Source organism: Enteractinococcus helveticum (assembly GCF_001657475.1).
GTDB classification, from domain to species: domain Bacteria; phylum Actinomycetota; class Actinomycetes; order Actinomycetales; family Micrococcaceae; genus Yaniella; species Yaniella helvetica.
On record NZ_LXEY01000007.1, the window covers coordinates 50,867 to 76,025 of the forward strand.

Sequence of the window (25,159 nt, forward strand, 5' to 3'; positions counted from 1 at the left end):
TCGTCCTTTACGATTTGTCTTGAAGCTAGCTGCTCGAGGGAGCAATACGTAGCAATAATTGGCCTAGATTATGGAGATGTCATACTGGCCTCATGATCGCCCGTGTTAAAGCTACTAACTATCGCTGCTTCAAATCACTGGATTTTTCTCCAAACCCAGATCTCAACATAGTTGTTGGGGATAATGAAGCTGGGAAGTCAACGTTGCTCGAGGTCATTTCACTATTGATTAGTGGCAGAGTTCGCGGGAGGAGGGCATCTGAAGATCTTAATCCATATTGGTTTAACCATGACGCTGTGAAAGCCTTCTTCGAAGCACTTGACCGCAAGCAAAGTCCAGATTGGCCTGAAATTGATTTGGAAATTTTCTTTGAAGACGAGACCCCAGGAGTCGGTCGTCTTCGAGGAGTTTGGAACTCAGAAGCTAAAGAGTATCCTGGCCTGAGATTGCAAGTCCAGCCTGACCCTGAACATTCAGCGGAGCTAGATGCCTACTCCTCTGAAGAAGATCTACCACGGTTGATTCCGTCGGATCTATATATGGTCACCTGGAAAGATTTCGCGGGCGAGATTATCTTGAGGCAACCGCGAGGTCTTGGGATTGCCCTAGTTAATAGCAATACCACTTGGTCCTACTCAGGTGTCGATTACAAGCTTCGACAATTAATCCGTGATTTTGTCTCGCCACAGGAGAGTGCGAAGATCGCTCTGGATCATCGTAAGGCTAAGGCTGAGATTACGAGCGGCATCCTTAGGGAAGTCAACGAAAGAATTGGCAAGGAAGATTCTTCCTTCGGAGTCAGCCTGCAGATGGATCAAAGCGCGTCGACGAATTGGGACGCTGTTGTTGCTCCACATATAGAAGAGACGCCCTTCTCGATGCTCGGACAAGGGCGTCAGGTATCAACGAAGATTGCACTTGCGATGAGTCGCACTCCGGAGCAATCTCAATTCGTGTTAATTGAGGAACCCGAGAACCACTTATCTCACACTCAGCTCCAGCGAATGCTTCAGCAAGTTAATTCACTTGCTCACGGCCGTCAACTTTTCGTTACAACGCATAGCTCCTTCGTACTGAACAGACTCGGATTAAAGTCTCTGCATCTAATGTACAAGTCCGAAATTGCGCAGCTGGATACACCTGATATAACGAATGACACGAAAGAATATTTTCAAAAGCAATCGGGATATGACACATTACGGCTGGCGATCGGGAGCAAGGTAGTGATCGTCGAAGGACCCTCAGATGAAATGATCTTTAATCTGGCCTACAAGATTATTAAGGGCGTTGAGCCAAGAGATAATGCTATAGACGTTATCACCCTTGGCATACGTGGAAAAAGAGCGCTGGAGTTAGGGAAAGCACTTAACCGAAAAATGGCGGTACTTCGTGATAACGATGGTAAAGAACCGTCCTACTGGAAAGACGCTGCAGCTGATCTTCTTGAAACTGGGAAACGCGAATACTTCATTGGTGACGTGGATCTGGGCCGCACGCTTGAGTATCAAGTAGTAAATACTGGCGACAATGAAGCAAAGCTTCGAAAGATTCTTGGTCTCGGCGCAGAAGACAGCGTAGTTGAGACTATGGTCGGTGGCAAAACTGAGTGGGCATGGCGGGTAGCAGACAAAGAAGTGACGCTTAGCTGGCCACAGTATTTCATAGACGCAATCGAGTTCATACATGGCGACTGAGGTACAGCTTGCAGTGGCTGGAAGTGGTAAAACAAGGGAGATCGTCGAGCGAATCAACGCGCAACCATCCGGGACGACTTCACTTGCTGTGACTTATACCCTGCAAGGCCAGGACGTAATCCGATCACGTCTCCCTAATCGATTATTGAGCGAGCACGAGACTATGGGATGGTTCTCGTTTCTCTCTCGTCACATCGTTCGGCCATATCTTCCATTGAAGTTCCCGGGCATCAACCCGCGAGGGCTCCATCCCGTGTACTCTCAGGATGATATTCCTCGGGGTCGTAGTGGATGGAAATACTACTATGACGATGATCATCAGCCATACAGCTCCAGATTGGCAACTCTTGCGAAGCTAATAATTGAATTGACCGCAGGTGCGCCTATAAAGCGACTTGAACGAATCTATGACTATATTTACATAGACGAATTTCAGGATTTGGGTGGTAATGACCTTGTCGTACTTGAAGGGCTCATGAACTCAAAAATCAATGTGTTGCTCGTCGGCGATGTGCGTCAAGCGGTGCTTGAAACCTCGCGATCAGATCGACTTAACAAAGATTACCGTGGGGTAAAGATTGTTGATTGGTTCAGAAAGCGACAGGCAGCAGGACAATGCCATATTGTGCCAAACGATGTTACAAATCGGTTTAATCAGAAAATTGCTGATTTTTCTGACTTCATTCACGACCCCAAACTATCGTTGCCGAATACGACGTCTGCATTCAGGGAGACTACAGGTCACGATGGAGTATTTCTGGTGGATGAACAACATGCTGATGCGTATTCTGCGAGTTTCGAACAACGTCCCACCGTATTGAGGTATCAAAGGAGCAGTCGCGGAGTACCAGATGGAGAGTTGCTAACTTTCGGAATGGCTAAAGGTATTACTCGTGATCGAGTAATTGTCTATGCAACGGGTCCATTTAGGAAACTACTAAAATCGCGTGAAGTTTTGGCGTCAAAATCCGCTTGCGGGTTCTATGTAGCGGTCACGAGAGCACGTTATAGTGTCGCGATAGTGACCACAGGTGCAGCAAAGGTGTTTGCGACGCTTCATCCTGATTTTCAAGGCAAAATCACTCTTTGGCAGCCGCAAGTTCCTGAAGAGCCAGATCTCTTCACCCTGATGTGAGCTACTGCGTCGCTAGTGGGTATCACTATCGAACTGATTTTAGTGTGGAGCCGGGGTTTCACATCCAGGTCGTATTGGTGAACAAGCGGAACCGAGTCTCTCACAACCAATCACCGCGCATCTTCGGTTCACTCCGGAACATGCCACCCGTAGTATTGGTTGATAACTGAGGAATCAACGACCGATACTTAGCGAGGAGTTCACGCAACCACGATCGGTCCGAGTTGGCAGACGGTTCCTCTGGGCGGACATGATCTTAGGTTTGGTGCACGCCTTCTGGAGTTTTTACTGGGCCTTCGGTGGCACCTGGATGTTAGACACCGTCGGTCAATGGGCAGTGGTGAGCCAACTTGAACGACCTGTCCAAACCTTCCTTGTGCTGCTGGGCATCGGCCTGGCGAAAACTGCGGCGGCGGTGATCCCCGTGGCAGTCGAATACGGCAAGCTCGGTGGCAGAAGATTTTGGCGACTAGTCAGCTGGGTAGGTGGCAGCGGACTCGTACTCTACGGCGGCGTTTACGCCGTCACCGCGTGGTTGGTACTCACCGGACTGGTGTCTCCAAGCACTGGTTACAATGAGCCAGTGATGCTCGGCCACGCTCTGCTGTGGGATCCATTGTTTTTCTTCTGGGGTTTGACGCTGGTGATCTCACTGGTCTTGACGCGACGTAGCCTACGTGCCCAGTAGTACATTTGTGTGGCGTTCTTGAAATTGAAATGACTGAGTTTCGGATAGTAAGTGGAGCGAAAGCGGCTCGCTTGAACAAAGGTCCAGGAAGATTTGGAACATTCTATATTGGTAATGATCCTACGAATTAGTTTTGTGAAGCGGAGTTCAACATCATAAAAAGAAGCTGGGCAGAAGGGCCAACATTAACACGCGGAAACATTGTCCTGTATAGCGAAGGCAATACATGGGATATCGGCGGAGAAATCCGTACATCTCAAGACGGAAGAACCATTTCTCTCCATCTAGACGACCTGGAAAACGTCAGCATCGAGCGACTTCGATCCGTTTTGAGACGACTGGACGATCTAGGTCTTTCCATGGAAGTGGATATCGTCACTGAATTAGATGGAGACAGGGACATTGAATACCTTCCAATATCAGGTGTTTCGTTCAGATTAGAGCAAGAGTCCTTGATAATGAAAGTTCGGTATTACGGGGATGAAGAACCCGGTCCGAGTTCAAAGACCGAAGAGCGAATCCAACCGTTCCTGAGCCGCAATAAGTATGAAATTCTTCGACTTGAAGAGGACCTAGACGACACAGGAAACTATAGATATGTATCGATAGAACTCAAATTCGCCGTTCGAGGCTGAACTGTGGCTTCGTTGGTTAAAGATGGGACTAGCTTACAAGCTTTAATCGATGCCACTGCGGGTGGCTTGACTTCCTCTACTCTGGCCGAACTTATCAGAGCTGGGCACGCTGAGGCGGTTTTGGGCCAACCTGAAAGTGATTGGCTGGAAGTTAAGCGAGAACACTATGCCTTAGAGTCGTCATATGGAAAAGTCCGGCTGGCACAAACTGTTGCTCAGTTCGCAAATTCTGAAGGTCCCGGGGTTATCGTAATAGGCATCGAGACGAAAAAACGGAACGGCGTAGACATTCTCGAAAAGCTCACCCCCATGTGCATAAACCATAAAACTACACAGAAGTACACTGATATTCTGAAGGATCGGCTTTATCCACGCATAAAGGGCCTCAGTATGGAACAAGTCTATGTTAAAGGCGGCGAACTTGTTCTAATAGAGGTGCCGCCACAGCCGGAAGAATTGAAGCCATTCTTAGTTCACGGGTCAGTCATAGATGGCAAAGTCCGCGACAATTACTTTTCAATAGTTGAGCGCAGTCGTGATGGAGGGTATTTCAACCATCCAGCGAACGTGCATTCGATGTTGTCGGTGGGTCGGGCTTTTCTACGTTTCGGCATATACCCGTCAGAATAATTGAGAACTGCGGATGTTAGTTGCCACTGCAGCCCAGGACTTGACATCGATTACGGTCAATCTATTCCATCGATCTGACGAGTAGTCGCTACCGAAGCGTCAACAGGGTTCGAGTAAAACTGAATCGAACATGACCGAATGCTTTATCGTCTAGAACCGTGTCATCTCATCTGCGATCTCATTAGGGCTCCACGTTCTCGCCTGCGAGTACCCGCTCAGACCCCACCACATCGTGGAGTACCTCGGGGTCCAAGGTATCTTCGTAGCCAAGAACGCTTAGCTCACCGCTAGGCTCAAGGATGATGCATCGGATTTGACGCAGATTTGTATACCCCGCCTTGCGAACACAGCTGGTGATTTCATAGAGCGTAATGTGGGCTTTGCGCATCAGATCTGGCTGCTGCTGACCATGCGCGAATACCACAGTCGGGCGAGTATTGATGGCCCGATGGAGATGTATGTTGCTGCGAACCAGGCCGAAGACCGCCTCGCAGCACAGCAAAGTGACTAAACCGATGACGCCGGCGGCCAGTGTCGGCGGGTGACCGATAATAACGCGGCCTGCAACAGCACCGAGCATGACACCAACGACAATATCGAAGCCGGTAATTCCCGAGAGTACTCGTGCGCCAAAAACGCGAACGAGCAGGAGCAGGACGAGATAGATCGCGATCGCAGTGACAACCACAATAGGAATGCGCCAAAGTTCAATCCCTAAAGTTTCTATCAATTGTTCCTGTGTCACGCTGAAAGCATCTATGCAGCCATACTAGATGGTGCGTTCGTTGCCCAATTTGGATTCTTGCTTGAAATGTAGCACTCGCTGTTGTAGTTCGTGCACACCCTGGCCGAAGATCCAGCGTAGTACTCCACACTTGATGCGCTCAGCTTCTAAGGCCTGGCCGGAGCGGCCCCATCTGCCCTCGGCACCAAGTGCAATGAATATTCGAATGACATGGGCTCGGTCGAGACTGCCGAGAACGACTCTTGAAGTTGAGGTTAGGGACTAGATGACGATTAACACTTCGAACTCGGAAGTTCTCACGAGGTGGGATAAAAAACTTCCGAGTCGAATTGTTCTGGTGCCATCCTAGTTTGTTCCTCCGCGGATAATTCGAAATATACGTTCTTCAACTTCTGCAGCGGACAACCCGTATGGAGCACCCCACTCGGTCAAACAACAAACGTAGTTTTCGTAATCGGAACTCCGGGCTCGCCTTAGCTTCATGCCTTTTTCCTCTAGCCAATCGATAACTAAGGCATCAAGAATTGGGGTTGCGGCTTTTTCCCCCTGTGGCCCACTTGCCGTAATAAAATATAGCCATTTGGTGAAGAACGAAGGCCCTAAATCCTTGATTTTGCCCTCGTTATTTAGGTAGTAAAATCCAGCGACTCCTCCGTCTGTCCGTGAGACTTTGACCGATTGCCTAAGTTTGTTGACCACAGCGTCACTGAGCGTATTTCCGTTTTCCTGCCCATTTGACAGGATCTTCAAAGTTCGTGAAGGACCATAACCGATAGTTCCGTAGCCCCATATCATGGTGCTACTAAAAGCACCTTCAACGTTGTTGGCCTCGAGATTTTCCTTTACGGCATGCTTGATTGCGTCACGATCAACCTCATTAGGGAGTGCGGTGACAGCTGTGACCGCACCTGGTATCTCTGCCAGCCAATGCAGCCATTTTTCTCGATCATATGAAAATGCGCGCTGCTTAGTGAACGGTTGTTTCATGTCTTCGGCGAGACATAGTGGTGTGGGCATTTTACAGGTAGTCAAATGAAGTCTCCTAATGTGTAAGTGATGGTCCTAGCATAAGTAATCCTTCATGAAAAAGGTATAAACTATCCTTGCTACGACGTCTTACTTGAATTAAATGCGATGATTTATCCGTACCCCAGAGGTGTTTAGGGTAGCGACTATCTTGAAGGTGGTTACCAGGGCTAGCAACGAATCGTTGTGTTCAAATCTAGGCTCAACTACACTGGTCAACTAAGCTGTCGCTATGGTCAAGACAGATAATGAAATTGTGGCTCAAGAAGTTCAGGTGCGGAATCTCGGAGAAAAGGGCTCAGAATTAGCGGTCTTTGAATTCCAAGGCGAGTTAAGAGATCTCATGATTTCCAGCATGCATGAAGCATATTTGACCACAGGCAACTACGCGTCTGATGCGCGCGCAGTGGCTCCGCAGAGTGCAATATCTGCAGCATTCGCGGGGACGTCTCTTGTCGCGACTGGTCTGTCTTCGACTTTTTCCTCGTCATTATTTATGGCTACGGCAAACCCTTCCACACTGATGCAGTTAAAGAACGGAAGTGGATTTCTAGCTGCAGTAAGGGGGCCAAACGGTATCATTCGTCAGGCACCCTTTATCCCAGTTGCCAGCTCGCTGCCGACTGTAGCTCCGATCATAGCGCTGCAGACACTGCAGACCGCCATGATGATGCAACAATTCCAAGAAGTTGATCGCAAGCTGGACCGGATCAAAGATTCCTTGGATACTGTGATAGCCAGAGCAGAAGCTAAATACGCGGGCGAGCTTCTGTCCGCGTCCGGCGTGGTTGATGAGGTGTATCGTCAGTACGAATTAGAAGGCCAGTTCTCCCAGGACATGCTCATTCGATTGAGTCTGGCTGAGCGCGATGTACGGTCTTTAGCCATTCGTTTTCGGCTTTTTGTCGACGAACAGCCAGATATGACTGTACTAGGGCCCGACAAATTAGAGCAAGCGAACTACGACGCATATAGTGCGATGTTTTCTTCGTTCCTCGATTTGAGAATTGCGTATCTGAGAGTCTGTGTTGATATGCAAGAAAATCCGAAGTCGGTCGGTTCTACGGTCGATTTGTTAAAAGCGAAAATTGACGATAGCACAGAGTTTTGGACGCAGTTGCTAGAACGATCGCAGCTCTTGAAGAACCATATTGATGAATTGGAAGCTGACTTAGAGGATATGAATGTCGCGGAGCGGTTCACAAAGTTCATCGGTAGTAGGGGCGCCGCAACGGGAACTTCGCTGGACCAGCTGAACACCGTTTATAGAACGATGACGGAGAACGAACGAAAAATCAGTCAAAGTTTTCATTCGCTCATCGAAGCGACGGAAAAGACTCGTAAAAAGCTGGACGATCCTCAACTTGGTCATGACGGTAAACAGACTCTTGTCTATTGGAAAGATGAGACCGGCACACACTCCTTTGTGACTGATCAGCTGGAATTGGCCTAGTCTAAGAGTTTCCTTGCTCGGTCAGCATGATGTGTTCTTCATAGGCTCGTCGTGCCAACTCACGTGAATGCCATCGTCGAAACAGGCCGGATTGGTTGGATCGCATTAAGTCCAGGCAAAACTTCCTCACACCCTGCAAGATTTCCGGATGATCGAGTGCCTGTCCGATGAATCCTGTGGGTACTTCGAGCTTGTCCACCGCTCCGATACGATATCTAGACTGATACATGTACGAGGGCATGACCGGCGAGTTCTCTTTCCAACGATCGAGAATTTCGCCGTCACGAATAAGTGTCCCAGCTGTCATGTTGAGGCAACTTATGTGAACATACGTGGGGGTACCGTCTTTTCGTAGCACCTTAAACGTGTCCCTTGGGATGTAAAGAACTTCGACGCTGCCGACGTTGAGCGTTGTGAGGCGCCCTCCGACTGTGCTGGGGTAATCCGAAACCGTCCAGTAGATGCTTTCCAGCTCGACTGCTTCGGGAATAGCACGGGCCATGACTTCTCCAAGGTCAGCACAGACAGCATCTGCGACCGTAGGCCACGATCTATCCTCGGTTGTTTGGTTGAGCCAAGGCAGCTGACCTTCAGAGCTGCGATGTAGCTTTGTGTGACCTTCCATCGGGCGGTCTGCTGCTTCTCGGATATCCGCGATGTCATAGTCGGAGACGCCATTAGCCCAGTGCTCCTGTTCGATTATTGGAACATCAATGTCTAGTCTGCTGGGACCTTCGAACCCAAAATTGAAAACTTTGTTGCGTAGTGAATAGCCCTGGTCTTTATAACTCTCAATGAAGTAAGCCTCGAGGTAATCCAGATCAGCTGGCGCCGCATCCATGACCATGAGACGAGTGATGTCGTCCCATGGTGGGTGATGACTGATGCCACGAAGATGAGCTGGGAATCGCCCGGCGAAATTTTTTGTCTGCCCAATATAGTGCTCTCCATTGGAAAACTCGAAGATGTAAATACCAGAACTTCGGCCTTGGACAAAAGGTGCGAAACTCGATCGGTTTTGGACGTCGTAGCTATCGAAAGTGCTTTTGTTAGAAGTAAGTGGCATAGCTCCACGCAGAAACAAGATATGGGCAGTGAGATTACCGCCGATGTTATCAGTCGATCTGTACTCGGAGATATCGGGAGTCAAAATCTCACTGACGTTCCACGCACCACACTATGAGCAGGTCACCAATGATGCCTCACTCCGTGGAGGTTGCTGCACCGTATGAGTTAAATTCCTCTGCAACCGAATTAGTGAGCTAAATTAGTGAGAATACAGTTTGCCCTGTACCGATATGACCCCAAGGAACTCCCATGTCTGAAACGGCCCGACCGCACGTCAATATCGTCGGTTCTGGACCGAACGGACTCACCGCAGCAGCTATGCTCGGTCGTGCTGGCTGGCGTGTTCGAATCTTTGAACGCAACGAGATTGTGGGTGGTGCTGCAGCTTCTACGGATGTTTTTGGTGATGGTTCCATTGTTGATTTAGGCGCAGCAGCGCACCCGTTCGGTGTTGCTTCTCCCGTATTCCGCCACCTCGGTCTTGAAGAATACGGCTTGAAGTGGCTGCATTCCAAGTATCCGATGGCTCACCCATTTGATGATCGTCCTGCTGCAATTTTGCATCGTGACGTACGTGAAACCGCGCGAGCACTCGGCGTCGATTCAACCGCATGGCGTCTCATTCATCGGAGCCTGGTGAATTCGATTGACGACTACCTCGAGCAGATCATGCGCCCGCTGCTGCGATTCCCGAATCGACCGATGAAGATGGCGCGATTCGGCGTGCTAGGAACGCCGCCGTCGTCGTGGTTTGTGCGTACTGCATTTCGTGAAGAGGCTGCTCGTGCGCTATTCACTGGTTCAGCGGCGCACGCGAATACTCCACTGGGACACCCCTTTACGTCGACGTATGGCGTGCTGTTTTCGGCCCTTGGTATGACGCGTGGTTGGCCCGTCATTCAGGGTGGTACGGGAGCACTGATTGATGCTCTGGTGAAGTTGATTAGCGAATACGACAGCGAGATCCATACAAACTATGAGGTCACGGACTTAGACGCACTGCCGGCAGCTCAGGCCACCATTCTAGACATCACTCCGTCTCAAGCGTTGGTGATGCGTGGCAAGCAGCTACGTGAATTGCCCGATGCTACGGTGCAGCGGTTCCAACGCTGGCGCTATGGGCCTGGCGTGTACAAAGTGGACTGGCAGCTGGATGGTCCAGTTCCGTGGGCGGATAGTCGAGTCGCTTCCGCAACGACGGTGCATGTTGGTGGTCGGGCTGCTGAGATTCGTTTGGCTGAAGCACAGGTGAATGCGGGCAGGATTCCAGAGCGTCCATTTGTGATGGTTGTGCAGCCTCAGGTCGCTGACCCATCGCGGGCACCGGATGGTAAACATATCCTGTGGACGTACACGCACGTACCGCATGGCTATAAGCCGGCGACCAAGGACCGCGAGTACGTTGCTGATGTTATCCAGTCACAGATTGAACGGTTCGCTCCGGGATTCGGCACCAAAGTACTGGCGAAGAAAATTTGGGACCCTGCGGCGCTTGAGGAATGGAACCCCAACTTGGTTGGGGGCGATATTGCGGGCGGTTCGATGGCCGGGCTGCAGTCATTGCTTCGAGGCGGCCTGACATTGGAGCCTTATCGGACTGGGGTTCGTGGGCTCTACATGTGTTCGTCTTCGACACCACCCGGTGCAGGCGTGCATGGTATGCCTGGGGCTTGGGCCGCTCATGCTGTATTGGAAGATCAACGAAACTTATAGTCGTCGTCGGGCCTCTTTTTGCAACGAGGTCGAACGTGGAGTTTCCTCGGTGCGTTTAACTCCTGAGTCCATCAGTAAGTGGTGGATTTGAGATAGTAACTAAAGTAATGTGACCAATGTCTGGGAAAATCTAAAGCGGAGGGGTGCGCTGATGAAAGCCAGCTTGGACTATATCTTTCAGGATCGGACCGAATCTCTAAAATCAACTCTCGTAGATGCTGTGGTCAACATTCACGACGCGCACTCTGAGGGGCAACTCATAATGGAAGAGCGAGGACGTCGCGGCTATGGTCATAGCATTTGGGCAGCCCTGCCGAAGTCTTTGAGCAAAGCAGTCACCTACACCTTCGCCGACGCGTCTGTCATGTCGCCTCCGAAGCGGCCATATTCGCTACCTATTCTCAATGGGTGCGTGTTCTTTCCCTGGCGGATCCCAGGTGGTGAGTCAATACCTGCAGCAACGGACTATCCTCAGGGTCTGCAGGAGCTCTTTGGTCAAAGCCAGGTGAAACAAGAATCGTTATTTGGTGACGACGAAGATATAGAAGATGGCCAGCTTGATCTGCTGGTCCCTGAAACGTCCAACATGCTGAAGATAGTGTTCATAGCGGTTGAAGCTACTCCCGAGCGCTTAGATAAAATTACCTGGGGTGAAGTAGCCCGGGGGACAACGGCTGATTCGGTCGTATGGCTGAGTAAAGAAGTTCTGCATTCTGCGGAGGTTGGTTCAGGCTCTATCGGCCAGCAGGCATTTGGCACATTCACAGCGGGGCCAATCCCTCCAAGCATCGCAGCTCCACGCACTGAAGGAACGACGGACCGTGAATAATAGTGATCAGAACGCATTTCAACTCTTTGGTGCTGAATCAGAAAGCTTGGATGCAATTGTTGAAAAATTCGATCCTGCACGACTGCGCCAAGCAAGAGTTTTGTCGACGCGCACGAAGTCAGAAGTGGCGAAACTCGTGGGAGTCTCCGCGGCCGCGATTGGACAATACGAAGCTGGTGTGGCAAAACCTAGGCCAGATGTGTTGGTCTCACTGGCACGTGCTGTGCTCGTCGAACCAGCCTTTTTTGCCACGGGGAGACCCTTATATCCCATCGACACAGGGGCAGCACATTTCCGGAGTCTGCGGTCAGTCAGAGCTAGTGACCGTGACAAAGCTCTTGCAACGGCAGAACAAGTATGGGAACTTGCGCATGCGCTTGAATCTGCGGTGCATTTTCCTACGGTGAACCTACCAAAATTTGAAGAAGGGATGCACCCCGCTGCAGCTGCCAAAATTCTCAGACAGATATGGCAGATTCCCGACGGGCCGGTCCCACACTTAGTAGCGACAATGGAAGCCAACGGCATCATTGTCTTCGTATTAGAGGAAGGAGCCATTGATCGAGTAGATGCTTTTTCAACGGTTGCTTCCGAAAGGCCTTTTGTCATTTCCACGCCGAGACGATCAAATAACGTTTATCGTCATAGGTTTACGTGCGCTCATGAATTAGGGCATCTCGTACTTCACGACGAAGCAGTACCGGGGGACCGGAAACAGGAACGTGAAGCCGATGAATTCGCTGCAGCCTTGTTGACCCCAGCCGAGGACATTCAACCCCTGCTTCCGGCCCGTTTGGAGCTGCCGAAACTGGATCGAATTGGACGGGACTGGGGAGTCTCGATCGATTCCCTCATGAAGAGAATGTACGAGTTGCGAATGACGTCGGATACCTCGATGCGGCGTGCCTACCAAAAATTAAATTCAGACCCAAGCTGGAGAGCGGACGAACCCTGGTTCATGTATGAAGGGGAATCTCCTTCATTGCTACAACAGGCTCTGAAAATATACGAAGACTCCGGAAAATCGGCCTCGGATTTAGCAGAACAGCTTAAATGGAGGACGAACCGCATTAGGGAACTCTTGGGGGTTCGCGATACACGACCTGAGCTTTCGGTTGTGAAATAGCATGTTGCCAAGAGTGGGTTTTCAAGTTTGAAGTCTCATGAACAAATACCAATACGGATTCTTGAAGCAGATATCTGACGGCCAGTGCTTCAAGAATCCGTATGTATCTGGTGGGTGCCTAGTTGCTAAATAGTCGAATAATGGCTGTGCCGAAATCCTTCGGTCACCTGCAAGACCCGCTGTATCGCTTCGGGCGCTCCCATGCTGATGCGAACTCCACCGGTGAGTTTCCGGACAGCAAGGGCTTGGTCGATGCACGCATCTTCGAAACGGCTTGCGAGGTCACCCAGTGGAAGCCATACAAAGTTGGCCTGAGGATATGGCACATCCCAACCCTGTAAACGAAGCTCGGCAACGAACTCATCACGCGCTGCCGCAACAGACTTCGATCGTGCCTGCACCACGTCGACTTGCTGCAGAGAAGCCACCGCGACATTCTGGCTCAGCTGGGAAACACTGAACGGCAAGATCGCTTTGCGCAGTGCTGCGATGACATGAGGCTGAGCAACGGCGTAGCCGACGCGGATTCCCGCAAGCCCGTGGGCCTTCGAGAATGTGCGTACCAGCACCACGTTGTCATAAGTTTTAGCTGCCGTAAGTCCGTCGAGGGCATGGGGATCTGTGCAGAATTCCCAGTATGCCTCGTCAATCACGACGAGTACGTCTGAGGGCACACGCTCCATGAATGCTTCGAACGCACCATGCTTGATGCTCGTACCGGTTGGGTTGTTCGGTGAGCACACGATTATGAGTCGTGTGCTATCGGTAACCGCATCGGCCATGGCTGACAGGTCATGCTCGTGAGTATCCGTGAGCGCGACTGGTCTTGAAACGCCACCATTGAGGGCAGCCGTTTGCGGATAGAGCTCAAAGCTCGGCCACGGATAGACCGTTTCCGTTCCAGCTTCCGTCGTCACCCGTGCCAGCGCCGAAATGATCTCCGATGCGCCAGCGCCAACCGTGATGTGGTCATTCGGCACATCCAAGTATTCGGACAACCCAGCAATGAGTGCGCTCGCGGTTGGATCGGGATAGCCTGCGGGGTTCGGGATATCTGCCATCGCCTCGAGCACTTCGGGCAGCGGTGGCAGGTGCAGCTCGTTGGAAGACAGTTTGTACGGCGTCATGCCTGGTACGACGGCGGGCTGTTTGCCAGGTTTGTAGTTCGGCACGGCGTCCAAGGCAGGACGGAAGAATGATGCAACGGTTTGTTGTGTCATGAGGGTGAATTCCTTGTGAGAATTGTGAGTTTCGATTAGGCGTTGACGAGGGTTTTGTCTTCGGCCGGCTCGGTGCGTTTGATGGTGAATCCGGTGTAGGCGTAGATGAGGTTGATCAGCGGGACCAGGACTGCGAAGAAGATAAACGGAATGAACTCGGTTGGAGCCAGGCCGAATACGCCTGCGGCAAAGACCGCTGGGACGGACCAGGGGACTAGGTTGATGCCCACGGTGCCGGCGGCTTCTGCGGCACGGGTCAGGTTGACCGGGGCCAGGCCCATCTTTTTGTAGGGTTCAATGAATGCCAGGGCTGGCAGCAGGATGGACACGTATTGCTCACCGGAGGCGAAGGCTACGGTGAATCCTGCGCCCAGCGAGCCGGCGACCATGGAGCTTGGGCGTTTGATGCGGCTGATCATCGAACCGACCAGGACTTTGAATGCACCAGTTTCTTCGAGAATGCCACCTAGAGCGGTGGCGACGATGACCAGGGCGATGGTGCTGAGCATTGATTCGACGCCACCGCGGGAGAGGAGGCCGTCGAGGAATTCAACACCGGTGGCCGAGACAAAGCCGGAGCTCATGGATTGCATGATGTCGGTGATCGTGCTGCCTTGGATGACGAAGGCCGTGGCGGCACCTAGCAGTGAGATCATCAGCAGAGTCAGGATGGCCGGTACGCGCAGTAGCATCAGGCCGATGGCGATGACCGGGACGATCAGCAGCAGTGGGTGAATGACAAATTGTGAGTCGAGACCAGAAAGCAGTTGTTCCAGCTGGCCGGTGTCGGTGCCGGAGTTGGCGGACATCGAACCGCCAATGAACGCGTAGAGAATGGCGCTGATGACCAGTGCAGGAATGGTGTCCCAGAGCATGTGGCGGATGTGGTCAAACAGCTTGACCCCGCCCATGGCTGCGGCCAGGTTGGTGGTGTCAGATAGTGGCGAGAGCTTGTCACCGAAGAATGCACCAGAGATGACGGCACCGGCAACAAGCGCTGGTGGAAAACCCATGCCTTCGCCGATTGCCATGAAGGCAATACCCACGGTGGCGATCGTCGTCAATGAGGTGCCCAGCACCAGTGAAACGACGGCCGGCACCAGGCAGGCCAGCGGCAGGAACACGGCCGGGGAGATGGCGGTCAGGCCGTAGTAGATGATGGTCGGGATGAGCCCGCCTTCAATCCAGGTGCCGATGATTGTGCCGATGAGAAACAAAATGAACACGGCTGGCAGCGCGCGGCTGACGCCTTGCACAAGTGAGTGTTCTAGGTCTTTCCAGGTGTAGCCCAGGAATTTGCCGACGACGACGGCGACTGCGATGGCGGTCATCAGTGGGATGAGCATGCCGATATCCCAGATGGTGATGGATACCAGGGCCATGACGACCAGTACGGCAATGGGCAACAGTGCGATCGGCACTGAGGGGAGTTTACGAACCTGCATAGAAGTCCTTACGTGGTAAAGCCAGGGTGACGGCTATGAAAGTAATCGGTTTACAGTGTATGTACGATGCTTTGTGGCTGGTCAATTGACACGTGAGCCGTCAAGACCTGAACGCACGGGTGTGTTTGCTGCGACACTGTTTTGGGACATAGACCACATGATCCTCAAGCGCAGTAAGTTGTGCAAACCACATGGCGCGGTATTGAACAAAATGCTCGACAATACGGTGACTTATGTCTCAAAATGCCCAATACTGCATGAGGTTTTATCAGAGGCTTGCGGTTGACGCGACGTCATCCCGTAGAACATGAACGTAGCCAAGAACGAGAGGAGTAGATCCGATGGAATGGTCAATTCACGAGGTGGTGGAGTCCACCGGGATCACTTCGCGTACCTTGCGCTACTACGACCAGATTGGCCTGTTGGTGCCAATCCGAACCGGGACCGGGGGACTACGCTACTACGATCAGGCCGGCCTCATCCGGTTGCAGCGCATCCTGTTGCTACGCGATTTCGGCATGCCACTGGCAGATATTGCCGACGTCTTGGAGGGCGAAGCAGATGACATTGATGCACTGCGCGACCACCGGCAGCGGCTGCTGGTCGAAAAACAACGTATTGATACTCAGGTGCATTCCGTGGAGGCCACGATTGCAGCCTTAGAGAAAGGACGGCCAATTATGCCAAAGAACATGTTTGAGGGATTTGACCATAGTAGATACGACGCCGAGGTGCGCGAGCGCTGGGGTGATGAAGCTGCAAACCGCTCGAATACCTGGTGGAATGGATTGGGAGCTGAAGGTCAGCAGGCGTTCAGGCAACAAGTTGAAGAACTCAATACCGCCTGGGACCAGGTCATTGCCGCTGGTGTGACCCCGGGTTCGGAGCAAGCTCAGGAAGTTGCCGCCCAGCACGTGAACTGGCTGGGCGCATCAATGCGGCCGGACGAGTTGTCCAAGGAGAGGGTCAAAGGCATAGTGCAGATGTATGTCGATGATGAGCGGTTCGCTGCAAACTACAACAGAGTCTCACCGGCTGGTCCACAGTTTGTGCGCGATGCCGTGCACTACTGGGCCGATCAGCATCTTGAAGACTAAGCGTCATCGTACCTCTAGTTCGGTCTAGTAGTTCGGTCTCGCAAGAATCATCCGCAACATAAGGTCTCCCGTGCATCTACGTTTGCACGGGAGACGGGTGTTTTAACTGCGGAATGATTCGTGGTTAGGCTGGAGCTTTTCCTCTGGCGATGTTGATCACCCGACGTACGACGTCAAACATCAACAAGACGATCGCTACAAACATTCCATAGGCAACTGCATCTGGTTCGGTGGCCACTGTTAGGAAGTGGATGCCGATTGCCAGGAGCATTGCAGCTACGAGAAGTTCCATGGAAACCATGAACATCCCCAGTGATGAAGGCTGGCTTGCAGTGTCTGTGTCATGCCGGTGTCGACCGATGGCAAATTGTCGAGGACTCATAGCTATATTCTCCTCTCACGCCCGCTGTGGCGTAATCTCATTGTAGGTGAGTTGTCGGTCACAGAGGTAGCACCTTGTCTGCCGGATGACCGGCCGCAGTGGGTTCACTGATGCTTTCGAGAATGCCCTCAACTGCCGGGCAGACAACAACCTCAGCGTTTGGGCTGAGGTTGTTGGACCGTACGTTGACCGGAGCGAAGGTTAGCGCTTTGCCTTACCCGTGGAAATTCTGAAGAGTCGCCGCGCTGCGTCGATGAGTAGAACTGCGGTAAGGACGAATGCTCCATACGCTACTGCGTCTGGTTGTATCGGATCGGTGATAAACCGAATGCCGACGGCCAGGATAAATGCGGCACCGAAGAGTTCAACAAACGCAATGAAAATACCTGATTGCGTGGGTGATTTTTCATGTTCGGGATCCGGGCGCAGAGGTCTTTGATCTGGTGCTGAACCATGAGGAGTCATGACCCTCTCCTTTCTCCCATTCCCTAGAAGGGGAGTACTTCCACCATAGTCCGTTTCAGGCGTGGGTGACAGGTATCTAGACGGCGTCATGGCTCCACGTTGAACAAGCGCTTCCGACCTGATCAGCAGAAATTTATTCGGCTGCTTTGATGTCACCCGTCCGCACCGTGAAGGTTTTAGAATGCAGCATAAATAGCTCTGCAGAAGGGCAGCCGAATCATGCTCAACGCTATAGTCATTTATGAGTCGAAGTATGGGGCGACCCGTCAATATGCCCAATGGATTGCCGAGGATTTGCAGTGCCGCGTTGTCGAACGCAAAGCCCTCGATATCAACGACGTCAAGAAAGCCGACGTCATAATTTACGGTGGTGCCATCTATGCCGGTGGGGTGAGCGGCGTCAGCTTTCTTCGCAAGAACTTCGATGTACTCGAAACGAAGCGCCTGGTGGTCTTCACCTGCGGTTTGAGTAATCCTGCTGACAATCAGAACACCGGACCTATCCGTGAGCGACTCGCCAAAACCCTGACCCCACCGGTCATGGAGAAGGTCAAGATATTTCATTTGCGCGGAGCTATTGACTACAGCAGGTTGGGCGTCATTCATAAGGCCTTGATGGCCATGGTTGTGCGACCTGTCAAGAAGAAAAACCCAGCCTCACGCACTGCAGAAGAACAACAAATGCTCGATACTTACGGTAAAGCCGTGAGTTTTATAGATCGCGATTCGATAGGTCCGCTCGTGGAGTATGTGCGGCGGTTGTGAGACTTAGTACCACCAGTCGTCCGACGGACGGACTGGTAGACGGCGTTTGTGCTCGGAACGGTGATAGATGGTTTCGAGTTTCTCTCGCGCGTCGTCATTGATGGCGTCACCGGATAGGTAAGCATCGATGTCGTCGTAGGAGATGCCCAATTCGGCTTCATCGGTTTGCCCCGGCTTGTTGGTCAGGAGGTCAGCGGTTGGGATCTTGTGGACGAGTCGTGAGTCGGCCCCGAGGCGATCGCCGATGTTGCGGACTTGGGTTTTGGTCAGGCCTGCCAGTGGCATGATGTCTGCTGCGCCGTCACCAAATTTTGTGTAGAACCCGGTGATGGATTCGGCGGCCTGATCGGTACCAACAACTAGGGCGCCGTGTTCACCGGCAAGAGCGTACTGGGCGATCATGCGCATGCGGGCTTTGACGTTGCCGAGGTTGTAGTCAGACGGTTCCTCACCGGTGGCGTCTTTGAGGGACATAGCCAGGGCATCGGTTGCCGAGCCGATCTGCATTTCAATGTCCACATCTGGCTTGATGAATTCGATGGCTGCTACGGCGTCGTCGGCATCGCCCTGGATGTGGTAGGGCAGACGCATGGCATAGAATTTACCGGTCCAGTCGGGGTTGACGCGGCGGTATTGTTCTACGGCCATCTGTGCAAGGCGCCCGGCGACGGTGGAATCCACGCCGCCGGAGATGCCCAAAACCAGGCCACCGGCTCGGGTGTGGTGCAGGTAGTCGACCATGAAGTTCACTCGGCGTACGATTTCGGAGTCGAGGTCGATATCGGCTTGGACACCCAGGGTGTTGATGATCTGGCGTTGCATGATGACCTTCCTGCTAGTTGGCATGTTCGTAGCGGCTGATGCGTTCCCACACTTTGGTTGCCGCTTGGTACTTTGCCTGCATTGTATCGGCTGCTCGTTTAAGCATAGCCGGGGGTACCCCGGCAAAGGCATCGTATTCGCCGGCCTCTTCGTAGAACTGGGTTTCCATATCGTCTTCTAACTGGGAGATCTCTTCAATTGCGGCATGGCCTTCGGCTAACAGTTTGCCGGCGGTATCGGGCCAGGCATATTGGGTCAGGGCGCCGTAGTCGAGTTCGATCAGCCCTTCGAATGGCCGGCGAATCTGGTAGGACGACAGCCAGCTGTGCAGTTTGACTATGGCATTGCGGTAGGGATGGTTGAGCGGATCGGGCCCGTAGTGGTCGAAGTAGCGGTGCACCCAGGAGATTTGCTGAAACGCAACATAGAAGTCCCGCACGCGGCGCACCACGCGCGTGCCGTCGACGATGGATTCGGTGGTGGACTGGTAGTCGTAGTTGTCGGGGTCGCCGGTGAAGGCCGCTAACCAGACCAGCGGCACGTTCCACAGTTCCATGCGCATATTGGGTATTGGTCGGCTAACTAGTCCGGCGTCGGCCTGCAGTTCGCTGATCTTTTCCAAGGTGTGCAAGGTTTTCTGCGGCACCAGGCGGTTGTACAGCTCGTCGTCAAAGTATTTTCGGCGCATGAACTGGGATTCAAACGCGGCACGTTCCAGGTAGTTGACGTGGTAGTACTGTCGGGTTTCCCCGGACAGGTCCGCGGCCTCCAACACCCGAATGATGGGTGGATCCGAGGAGCGCGGGGCAAGGGAAAAGGAGTCGGGCCGAAGCCGGCGGTTGAGTCGTTCGGCGGCTTCGGCCTCGATGTCGGCACGTGACAGTTTGGCGGCATTGCGTGCAAGCTGATGCAGTCGCTCGTGGAGTTTCTCGAGCGGCACGTAGATGCGCAGAAATGCCATGTGCCTCATGTGCTGCTCCTAGTCGTCGAGTTCGACTACCACCGGGACGTGGTCCGATGCGCCCTGACCCTTGCGTTCTTCACGGTCGATCCAGGCGTCCTCAACATCGTTGGCCAGGTTTTCGGACGCCAAGATGAAGTCAATGCGCATGCCCTCGTTCTTGGGGAAGCGCAGGCGCTGATAGTCCCAGTAGGTGTAGGTTTGTGGCCCCGGATGGCGTGGGCGCACGACGTCGATCAGCCCAGCGTCTTCGAATTGGCGGAAGGCCGCGCGTTCTGGCTCGGAAACGTGAGTGAGCCCTTCCTCGAGGAAGAACTCCATGTCCCAGACGTCCTCGTCATAGGGTGCGATGTTGAAATCACCGGTCAGCGCCACCCGGGTGTCGTCGTTGAGGTCGCCGGTGATGTGCTCGTGCAGGGCGTTGAGGTACCGGATCTTGTACTCCATGTGCTCATCTTCCAACGAGCGACCATTTGGAACATACAAGCTGTAGAGACGGAATGGTTCGACGTTGGTCTTCTTGGTACCAACCGTTGCCGAGATTGCGCGGGCCTCGACCTCGGGGTCCACGCCATTTTTACCGAATTCTGGTTGGCCGGGGAAACCGTATTCGACGTCATCCAGACCAACACGGGAGGCGATGGCCACCCCGTTCCACTGGGAAAAGCCGAAGTGAGCCACCTGGTAGCCCATCATTTCAAACATGCCCCACGGGAAGTTGTCATCTTTACATTTGGTTTCCTGAATACACAGAACATCGACGTCGTGTTCGTCTAACCAGTCTTCAACCCGATCAGCTCGGGCGCGCAGCGAATTCACATTCCAAGTCGCAAATTTCATATCCTCAAGCCTACCCGGCTGCCTGCCGCACCGGCGGTGGTGTGGACAACTTACGACGGCGGCGAAACCCCGCAGCTCAACAGCGGCCGAGCTAGTGGGCTGAGTTTAGGATAGGGGAGGTGTCGCCGACTGTGGCGCGCCACGTCTTTCGGGAGGATCATTCATGGGCAAGCGTGCACGGATTACAGCTGGAGCACTGTTGGCTGGTGCGTTACTGCTGACCGGATGTGCCACTGACGACGCGCAGTCTTCAGCAACGGCCGAGACCTCAGTCCAGGGGCTCATGGAGACTCACGGGTTAGCAGGTATGGACGCCGTCGAGATCATTGACTCCCTGGATAGGATCCCACTGTCAGAACGTCCCACCGATCTCATCGCATCCGTGATGCCCGAACAATTGGTGCTGTCGTCAGCAACCGAAGAGACCGCACTTGAGCTACCCGATGATGCGTTTTACCTGTCGATCGCACCATTTATCAACCAGACCCATGAGTGCCATTTTCACAGCTTGACCACGTGCGTTGGCGAGCTGAGCAATGAGGACGTCCAGGTGAAGATTATCGACGACGCCGGTGACGTGCTCGTTGATGAGGCGCGCACGACATTTGATAACGGGTTCGTCGGGGTCTGGGTACCCGCTGGCAGCACCGGCACAATTGAAATTTCCTTTGACGGTAAGACTGGTACCAGCAATTTCTCCACTTCAGACGACTCAGCCACCTGCATTACCGATCTGCAGCTGAGCTAAGCTCTCCGCATTTTTAGGGTGTGGGGGAGGCCTCCCATCTCAGAGTCCCTATAGATTCCTATCTGGGATTAGACTATCTTGACGTCAGTGCGCTCTGCACCGATTTCCTCCCCGTCCGGGGCCGTGGCAACCAAGAAGGTTGAACCCATGTCAGAACACCTCACACCCGAGCCTGCCAAACTCGAAACACCACCCGTCGTTGCCGACGACAAACTCCCGCGCTCAGTAGTCGTCGTCCTATCGATTCTGCTCTTCACCGCATTCGTGATGATGCTCAACGAGACCACTCTGGCGGTTGCCCTACCGGCCATGATGGCCGACTACGACATCACTGCTGCCACCGCTCAGTGGCTGCTCACCGGGTTCATGCTCACCCTTGCCGTGGTTATGCCCACCACTGGCTGGTTGCTCGACCGCTTTTCCACTCGCGGCGTGTTCATCTTCGCAGTCATCGCGTTTTTGATCGGCACGGTCACAGCCGCGCTCGCACCATCCTTCGTGACCCTCCTTGCCGCCCGCGTTGCACAAGCCATTGGCACCGCGATCGTTATGCCACTGCTCATGACTGTTGCTATGACGCTGGTTCCGTTCCACCGCCGCGGCACTATCATGGGCCTGATCTCCGTGGTCATGGCCGTCGGTCCCGCACTTGGCCCAAGCCTCGCCGGAGCGATCCTGAGCTTCACATCCTGGCACGGCATCTTCTGGTTCATGGTCCCGCTCATTGCGCTGGCCGGCATCATCGGCGCCACCAAACTCACCAACATCGGCGAACAACGCGATACCCCACTCGATGTCCTATCCGTCATCCTCTCCGCCGTCGCATTCGGCGGCCTCGTCTATGGTCTCAGTTCCGTCAGCACCATCCTCGAGGGCGGGCCAGCTGCCCAGATAGCCATTGTCATCTTCAGTGCAGGCATCCTCGGACTCGGATTCTTTGTCTGGCGCCAGCTCGCCCTGGGAAAACACGAGCGCGCCCTGCTCGACCTCCGTCCACTGGCCGTGCCAAACTACACGTTCTCGCTCGCTGTTCTGATGGTCCTCTTCGCCGCACTCCTTGGCGCACTGAACACCCTGCCGCTCTACCTGCAAGGCTCACTGCTGGTCACCGCACTCATCGCCGGGCTCGTCCTGCTGCCCGGCGGCCTGCTCGAAGGCGTGCTGTCACCATTCTTCGGCCGACTCTACGATCGCTTCGGGCCACGCCCACTTATCATCCCCGCCATGGCCGTGGTCACCGGCTCCATCTTCTGGCTGGCCACCGTCGATGAACACACCGACGTCTGGCTCATCGTCACCATCCACGTCATCTTCTCCATCGGACTGGCCGGCCTGTTTAGTCCATTAATGACGACGGCGCTCAGCTCTTTGCCATCAGAGCTCTTCGGTCACGGCTCCGCAATCCTCAACACCCTGCAACAGCTCGCAGGCGCCGCCGGAACCGCCGTGATGATCACCATCTACAGCAACGTTTCCGCCGAAGCTCAAGAACAGGGTGTTGCCGAAACGACGGCCCTTGCCGACGGCGCGAACTCAGCATTCCTCGCCACCGGATTCCTCAGTGCAGTCGCGCTGATCCTGTCGCTGTTCATTAAAAAGATCCCGGCAGAGCCAACTGCATCGGGGGACTCCAACCGCCAAGCATCTACTTCGTGATGAAGAATAGATAAGCGAGATGTGCCAAGGTGTCGCCATAGTTATCCACAATATGAATGGATGCTCTGGCAAGGTGAGATGCAGTGTCTTAGATTTACTGGCATGACCTGTCAATCGTAAGGCACAATGGAGGCATGTACCTGTCGGCTGAAGTTATCACACTGATCTTGACCGCAGCGGGTTTAGTGGTGACCCTCGGTGGCGGAATATTGGCCAGTTCTGCTTGGATTCTGAAGCGCATGGATGAACAGTTTGCCAGGGTGGATGATAAGTTTGCCAAGGTGGATGACAGATTTGCCAGGATAGATGACAGATTTGTCAAGGTCGATGATCAATTTAAAGAAGTGGCAGCTCAACTCAGTGGGTTGCATAAGGAATTGAGCGAAGTCAAGGTAGCCGTAGCTCGTCTCGAAGGTCCACAGCCACGCTTGATATATCCCAAATAAACGATTATAACAACACCGACAGCTCGCAGGTTTCGTTAATATAGTTCGCGGCCTCATCGATGGCCGCGATCTCATCTTCCGACTGCTCGGCGTGGGCTTCCTGAGCTGCAAAAGCGGCCTGCTCGTCGTCACCAACCAGCGCCTCGAACTGTTCGAACACCGGCTGCATCTGGGTTAATGCCTCGCCGAGCTCACCATCGGTTTGCTCGGCCAGGGCAGACACATCGTCATAGACCTCTGACAGCAGCACGTTGACGTCGCCGTCGTCCGGATCCGCGTCAATAATGCGTTGCTCAAGGTCTTGTAAATCCTGGCACGTCTCGTTGGCTGCAGCATCACCGCAGCCAACGAGCAATACCAACCCGGCGATAACCGGAACGACAACACGCCGCATACAGGCTGACCGGTTAGGCGCCGAAGTAGGAGCCACAGTAGGACGTCAGGTGATCGGTTGCCTCCTGGTAGGTCATACCGTTGACCTCAATGTCCTCTGGCATCACGGTGTTCATGGCGTTGATGCCATCTTCTTCCACAGCGCTGGCCATTTCGTCAAAGAACTCGGCCTGAACCTGCAGGGTAGTGCGCAGCGGAATGGTCTCATCGGAACCTGGTGCGGTGGCGCTATCGGTGCGATCAAATGAGTGGTTGCGAATATCCAGGGCAGCGGATTCTAAAATGCTGGCGGCACGGTCGGCACCGGCGTCACCGGACTGCATCGCGCGGTTCAGAGCTTCATTGGCCTTGGCGTTGGCACCCACAAAGACACCGCAGGTTTCTTCCTGTGCACGAGCCTGGCTGGCGTCGTCATTGGCACAACCGGTCAGGATCAGGCCCGCGGCGGCTGCCACGGCGGCGATTTTGCCCATGGATTTGATCGACATAGAGGTTCCTTTTCGTGAATGTCGTAAAAAACTTCTACCCCGAACCCTACCCGAGCAAACCGGGTCAAGACGTGAATGCAACCTAAGGTCGCCACCGGCAGCAGGCAACGTAAGATAGAGGCCATGACCCATGATCTACACGCCGACCGTGCGCGGCTTGCCGAACTGATTCGCGAACTGGCCGTAGTCCACGGCAACGTCACCTTGTCTTCCGGAAACCAAGCTGACTACTACATTGACCTGCGCCGTATCACCCTGCACCACGAGGCCGCCCCGCTGGTTGGCCGGGTGATGTTAGGTCTGTTAGACGACGCCGGCATCGAATTTGAGGCCGCCGGTGGCCTGACCATGGGTGCTGATCCGGTGGGCACCGCCGTGATGCACGCTGCCGGGGACCGGAACATTGATGCATTTGTGGTGCGCAAGGAACAAAAAACCCACGGCATGTCCCGCCAGGTGGAAGGCCCATCGGTTGACGGACGCAAAGTGGTGATTCTGGAAGACACCTCCACCACGGGAGGCTCCGCACTAACCGCTGTTGACGGCGTGCGCAAGGCCGGCGGCGACATCCAGGCCGTGGCCGTGATTGTCGATCGCGACACCGGGGCAGCCGAACACGTGGCCGAGCAAGCCGGTGTCCCATACCTGTACGCGTTTTCCAAAAACGACCTGGGCTTAGACGACTAACG

At 53.6% G+C, this 25,159-nt stretch carries 26 protein-coding genes; 14 read left to right on the forward strand and 12 right to left on the reverse strand.

Going from position 1 to position 25,159, the window contains the following annotated elements; translation table 11 throughout:
- Window positions 1-92: 92 nt before the first annotated feature.
- The 4 genes from A6F49_RS01485 (at window position 93) to A6F49_RS01505 (ending at window position 4,782) form a co-directional block, all read left to right on the forward strand.
- A complete protein-coding gene (locus tag A6F49_RS01485; protein WP_043056062.1) occupies window positions 93-1,694 on the forward strand; it encodes an ATP-dependent nuclease in 1,602 nt (533 codons plus the stop codon).
- Complete coding sequence (locus A6F49_RS01490; RefSeq protein ID WP_043056061.1) at window positions 1,684-2,829, forward strand: UvrD-helicase domain-containing protein; 1,146 nt, start codon at window positions 1,684-1,686, stop codon at window positions 2,827-2,829. The genes A6F49_RS01485 and A6F49_RS01490 overlap by 11 nt, the downstream gene beginning before the upstream one ends.
- 250 nt (window positions 2,830-3,079) lie before the next feature.
- Window positions 3,080-3,517, forward strand: a complete 438-nt coding sequence (locus A6F49_RS01495; RefSeq protein WP_043056060.1) for a DUF3995 domain-containing protein — start codon at window positions 3,080-3,082, stop codon at window positions 3,515-3,517.
- A gap of 638 nt (window positions 3,518-4,155) precedes the next feature.
- A complete protein-coding gene (locus A6F49_RS01505; RefSeq protein ID WP_043056058.1) occupies window positions 4,156-4,782 on the forward strand; it encodes an AlbA family DNA-binding domain-containing protein in 627 nt (208 codons plus the stop codon).
- Between the two features lie 181 nt (window positions 4,783-4,963).
- Here A6F49_RS01505 and A6F49_RS01510 read toward each other — a convergent pair whose 3' ends face one another.
- Window positions 4,964-5,527: a DUF421 domain-containing protein gene (locus A6F49_RS01510; protein ID WP_052500030.1), complete on the reverse strand. Its 564-nt coding sequence runs from the start codon at window positions 5,525-5,527 to the stop codon at window positions 4,964-4,966.
- Between the two features lie 345 nt (window positions 5,528-5,872).
- Window positions 5,873-6,559, reverse strand: a complete 687-nt coding sequence (locus A6F49_RS01515) for an 8-oxoguanine DNA glycosylase OGG fold protein (RefSeq protein WP_150119342.1) — start codon at window positions 6,557-6,559, stop codon at window positions 5,873-5,875.
- 226 nt (window positions 6,560-6,785) lie between these two features.
- Here A6F49_RS01515 and A6F49_RS01520 point away from each other — a divergent pair, with 226 nt between their 5' ends.
- On the forward strand, window positions 6,786-8,006 hold the full coding sequence (locus tag A6F49_RS01520) for a hypothetical protein (RefSeq protein ID WP_043056055.1): 1,221 nt from the start codon (window positions 6,786-6,788) through the stop codon (window positions 8,004-8,006).
- A 1-nt stretch (window position 8,007) separates the two neighbouring features.
- Here the strand turns inward: A6F49_RS01520 and A6F49_RS01525 are convergent, their stop codons facing one another.
- A complete protein-coding gene (locus A6F49_RS01525; RefSeq protein ID WP_150119343.1) occupies window positions 8,008-9,156 on the reverse strand; it encodes a GIY-YIG nuclease family protein in 1,149 nt (382 codons plus the stop codon).
- A gap of 167 nt (window positions 9,157-9,323) precedes the next feature.
- Between A6F49_RS01525 and A6F49_RS01530 the strand changes: the two genes are divergently transcribed.
- The 3 genes from A6F49_RS01530 to A6F49_RS01540 all read left to right on the forward strand — a co-directional run bounded on the left by A6F49_RS01530 (window position 9,324) and on the right by A6F49_RS01540 (window position 12,742).
- Window positions 9,324-10,787 carry a phytoene desaturase family protein gene (locus tag A6F49_RS01530; protein ID WP_043056053.1) on the forward strand — a complete coding sequence of 488 codons (1,464 nt, stop codon included), beginning with the start codon at window positions 9,324-9,326 and terminating at the stop codon, window positions 10,785-10,787.
- A 151-nt stretch (window positions 10,788-10,938) separates the two neighbouring features.
- On the forward strand, window positions 10,939-11,616 hold the full coding sequence (locus A6F49_RS01535) for a hypothetical protein (RefSeq protein WP_043056052.1): 678 nt from the start codon (window positions 10,939-10,941) through the stop codon (window positions 11,614-11,616).
- Window positions 11,609-12,742 (forward strand): ImmA/IrrE family metallo-endopeptidase, encoded by a 1,134-nt coding sequence (locus A6F49_RS01540; RefSeq protein ID WP_201120211.1) that lies wholly within the window; start codon window positions 11,609-11,611, stop codon window positions 12,740-12,742. The genes A6F49_RS01535 and A6F49_RS01540 overlap by 8 nt, the downstream gene beginning before the upstream one ends.
- 125 nt (window positions 12,743-12,867) lie before the next feature.
- On the opposite strand, the gene A6F49_RS01545 is transcribed toward A6F49_RS01540, so the two are convergent.
- Both A6F49_RS01545 and nhaC read right to left on the reverse strand, forming a co-directional pair.
- The gene (locus tag A6F49_RS01545; RefSeq protein ID WP_043056051.1) at window positions 12,868-13,962 is read right to left on the reverse strand and encodes a histidinol-phosphate transaminase; all 1,095 of its coding nucleotides are present in this window, start codon (window positions 13,960-13,962) and stop codon (window positions 12,868-12,870) included.
- Window positions 13,963-13,997: 35 nt separating this feature from the next.
- Entirely contained in the window at window positions 13,998-15,407 is a 1,410-nt protein-coding gene (gene nhaC, locus A6F49_RS01550) for a Na+/H+ antiporter NhaC (protein ID WP_043056050.1), read from the reverse strand.
- Between the two features lie 341 nt (window positions 15,408-15,748).
- On the opposite strand from nhaC, the gene A6F49_RS01555 reads away from it, so the two are divergent.
- Window positions 15,749-16,504, forward strand: coding sequence for a MerR family transcriptional regulator (locus A6F49_RS01555; protein WP_043056049.1), 756 nt, complete (start codon window positions 15,749-15,751; stop codon window positions 16,502-16,504).
- A gap of 124 nt (window positions 16,505-16,628) precedes the next feature.
- On the opposite strand, the gene A6F49_RS01560 is transcribed toward A6F49_RS01555, so the two are convergent.
- Entirely contained in the window at window positions 16,629-16,886 is a 258-nt protein-coding gene (locus tag A6F49_RS01560) for a hypothetical protein (RefSeq protein ID WP_043056048.1), read from the reverse strand.
- A 201-nt stretch (window positions 16,887-17,087) separates the two neighbouring features.
- Window positions 17,088-17,351 (reverse strand): hypothetical protein, encoded by a 264-nt coding sequence (locus tag A6F49_RS01565; RefSeq protein WP_043056047.1) that lies wholly within the window; start codon window positions 17,349-17,351, stop codon window positions 17,088-17,090.
- Window positions 17,352-17,570: 219 nt separating this feature from the next.
- Here A6F49_RS01565 and A6F49_RS01570 point away from each other — a divergent pair, with 219 nt between their 5' ends.
- Window positions 17,571-18,116 carry a flavodoxin domain-containing protein gene (locus A6F49_RS01570; RefSeq protein ID WP_043056046.1) on the forward strand — a complete coding sequence of 182 codons (546 nt, stop codon included), beginning with the start codon at window positions 17,571-17,573 and terminating at the stop codon, window positions 18,114-18,116.
- 3 nt (window positions 18,117-18,119) lie between these two features.
- On the opposite strand, the gene nadE is transcribed toward A6F49_RS01570, so the two are convergent.
- Genes nadE through A6F49_RS01585 form a run of 3 tightly spaced genes read right to left on the reverse strand, consistent with a single transcriptional unit; the run spans window position 18,120 to window position 20,739 of the window.
- Window positions 18,120-18,938, reverse strand: a complete 819-nt coding sequence (nadE, locus tag A6F49_RS01575) for an ammonia-dependent NAD(+) synthetase (protein WP_082911523.1) — start codon at window positions 18,936-18,938, stop codon at window positions 18,120-18,122.
- Between the two features lie 13 nt (window positions 18,939-18,951).
- Window positions 18,952-19,908: a hypothetical protein gene (locus tag A6F49_RS01580; protein WP_150119344.1), complete on the reverse strand. Its 957-nt coding sequence runs from the start codon at window positions 19,906-19,908 to the stop codon at window positions 18,952-18,954.
- A gap of 9 nt (window positions 19,909-19,917) precedes the next feature.
- Window positions 19,918-20,739 carry an exodeoxyribonuclease III gene (locus A6F49_RS01585; RefSeq protein ID WP_043056043.1) on the reverse strand — a complete coding sequence of 274 codons (822 nt, stop codon included), beginning with the start codon at window positions 20,737-20,739 and terminating at the stop codon, window positions 19,918-19,920.
- A 163-nt stretch (window positions 20,740-20,902) separates the two neighbouring features.
- On the opposite strand from A6F49_RS01585, the gene A6F49_RS01590 reads away from it, so the two are divergent.
- The 3 genes from A6F49_RS01590 (at window position 20,903) to A6F49_RS01600 (ending at window position 23,589) form a co-directional block, all read left to right on the forward strand.
- Window positions 20,903-21,487, forward strand: coding sequence for a CueP family metal-binding protein (locus A6F49_RS01590; RefSeq protein ID WP_043056042.1), 585 nt, complete (start codon window positions 20,903-20,905; stop codon window positions 21,485-21,487).
- 147 nt (window positions 21,488-21,634) lie between these two features.
- On the forward strand, window positions 21,635-23,143 hold the full coding sequence (locus tag A6F49_RS01595; protein ID WP_082911524.1) for an MDR family MFS transporter: 1,509 nt from the start codon (window positions 21,635-21,637) through the stop codon (window positions 23,141-23,143).
- Between the two features lie 134 nt (window positions 23,144-23,277).
- On the forward strand, window positions 23,278-23,589 hold the full coding sequence (locus A6F49_RS01600) for a hypothetical protein (protein WP_043056041.1): 312 nt from the start codon (window positions 23,278-23,280) through the stop codon (window positions 23,587-23,589).
- A 4-nt stretch (window positions 23,590-23,593) separates the two neighbouring features.
- On the opposite strand, the gene A6F49_RS01605 is transcribed toward A6F49_RS01600, so the two are convergent.
- Both A6F49_RS01605 and A6F49_RS01610 read right to left on the reverse strand, forming a co-directional pair.
- The gene (locus A6F49_RS01605; protein ID WP_043056040.1) at window positions 23,594-23,983 is read right to left on the reverse strand and encodes a hypothetical protein; all 390 of its coding nucleotides are present in this window, start codon (window positions 23,981-23,983) and stop codon (window positions 23,594-23,596) included.
- A gap of 13 nt (window positions 23,984-23,996) precedes the next feature.
- Window positions 23,997-24,470, reverse strand: a complete 474-nt coding sequence (locus tag A6F49_RS01610; protein ID WP_043056039.1) for a hypothetical protein — start codon at window positions 24,468-24,470, stop codon at window positions 23,997-23,999.
- 123 nt (window positions 24,471-24,593) lie between these two features.
- Here A6F49_RS01610 and pyrE point away from each other — a divergent pair, with 123 nt between their 5' ends.
- A complete protein-coding gene (gene pyrE / locus A6F49_RS01615; protein WP_043056038.1) occupies window positions 24,594-25,157 on the forward strand; it encodes an orotate phosphoribosyltransferase in 564 nt (187 codons plus the stop codon).
- Window positions 25,158-25,159 lie beyond the last annotated feature (2 nt).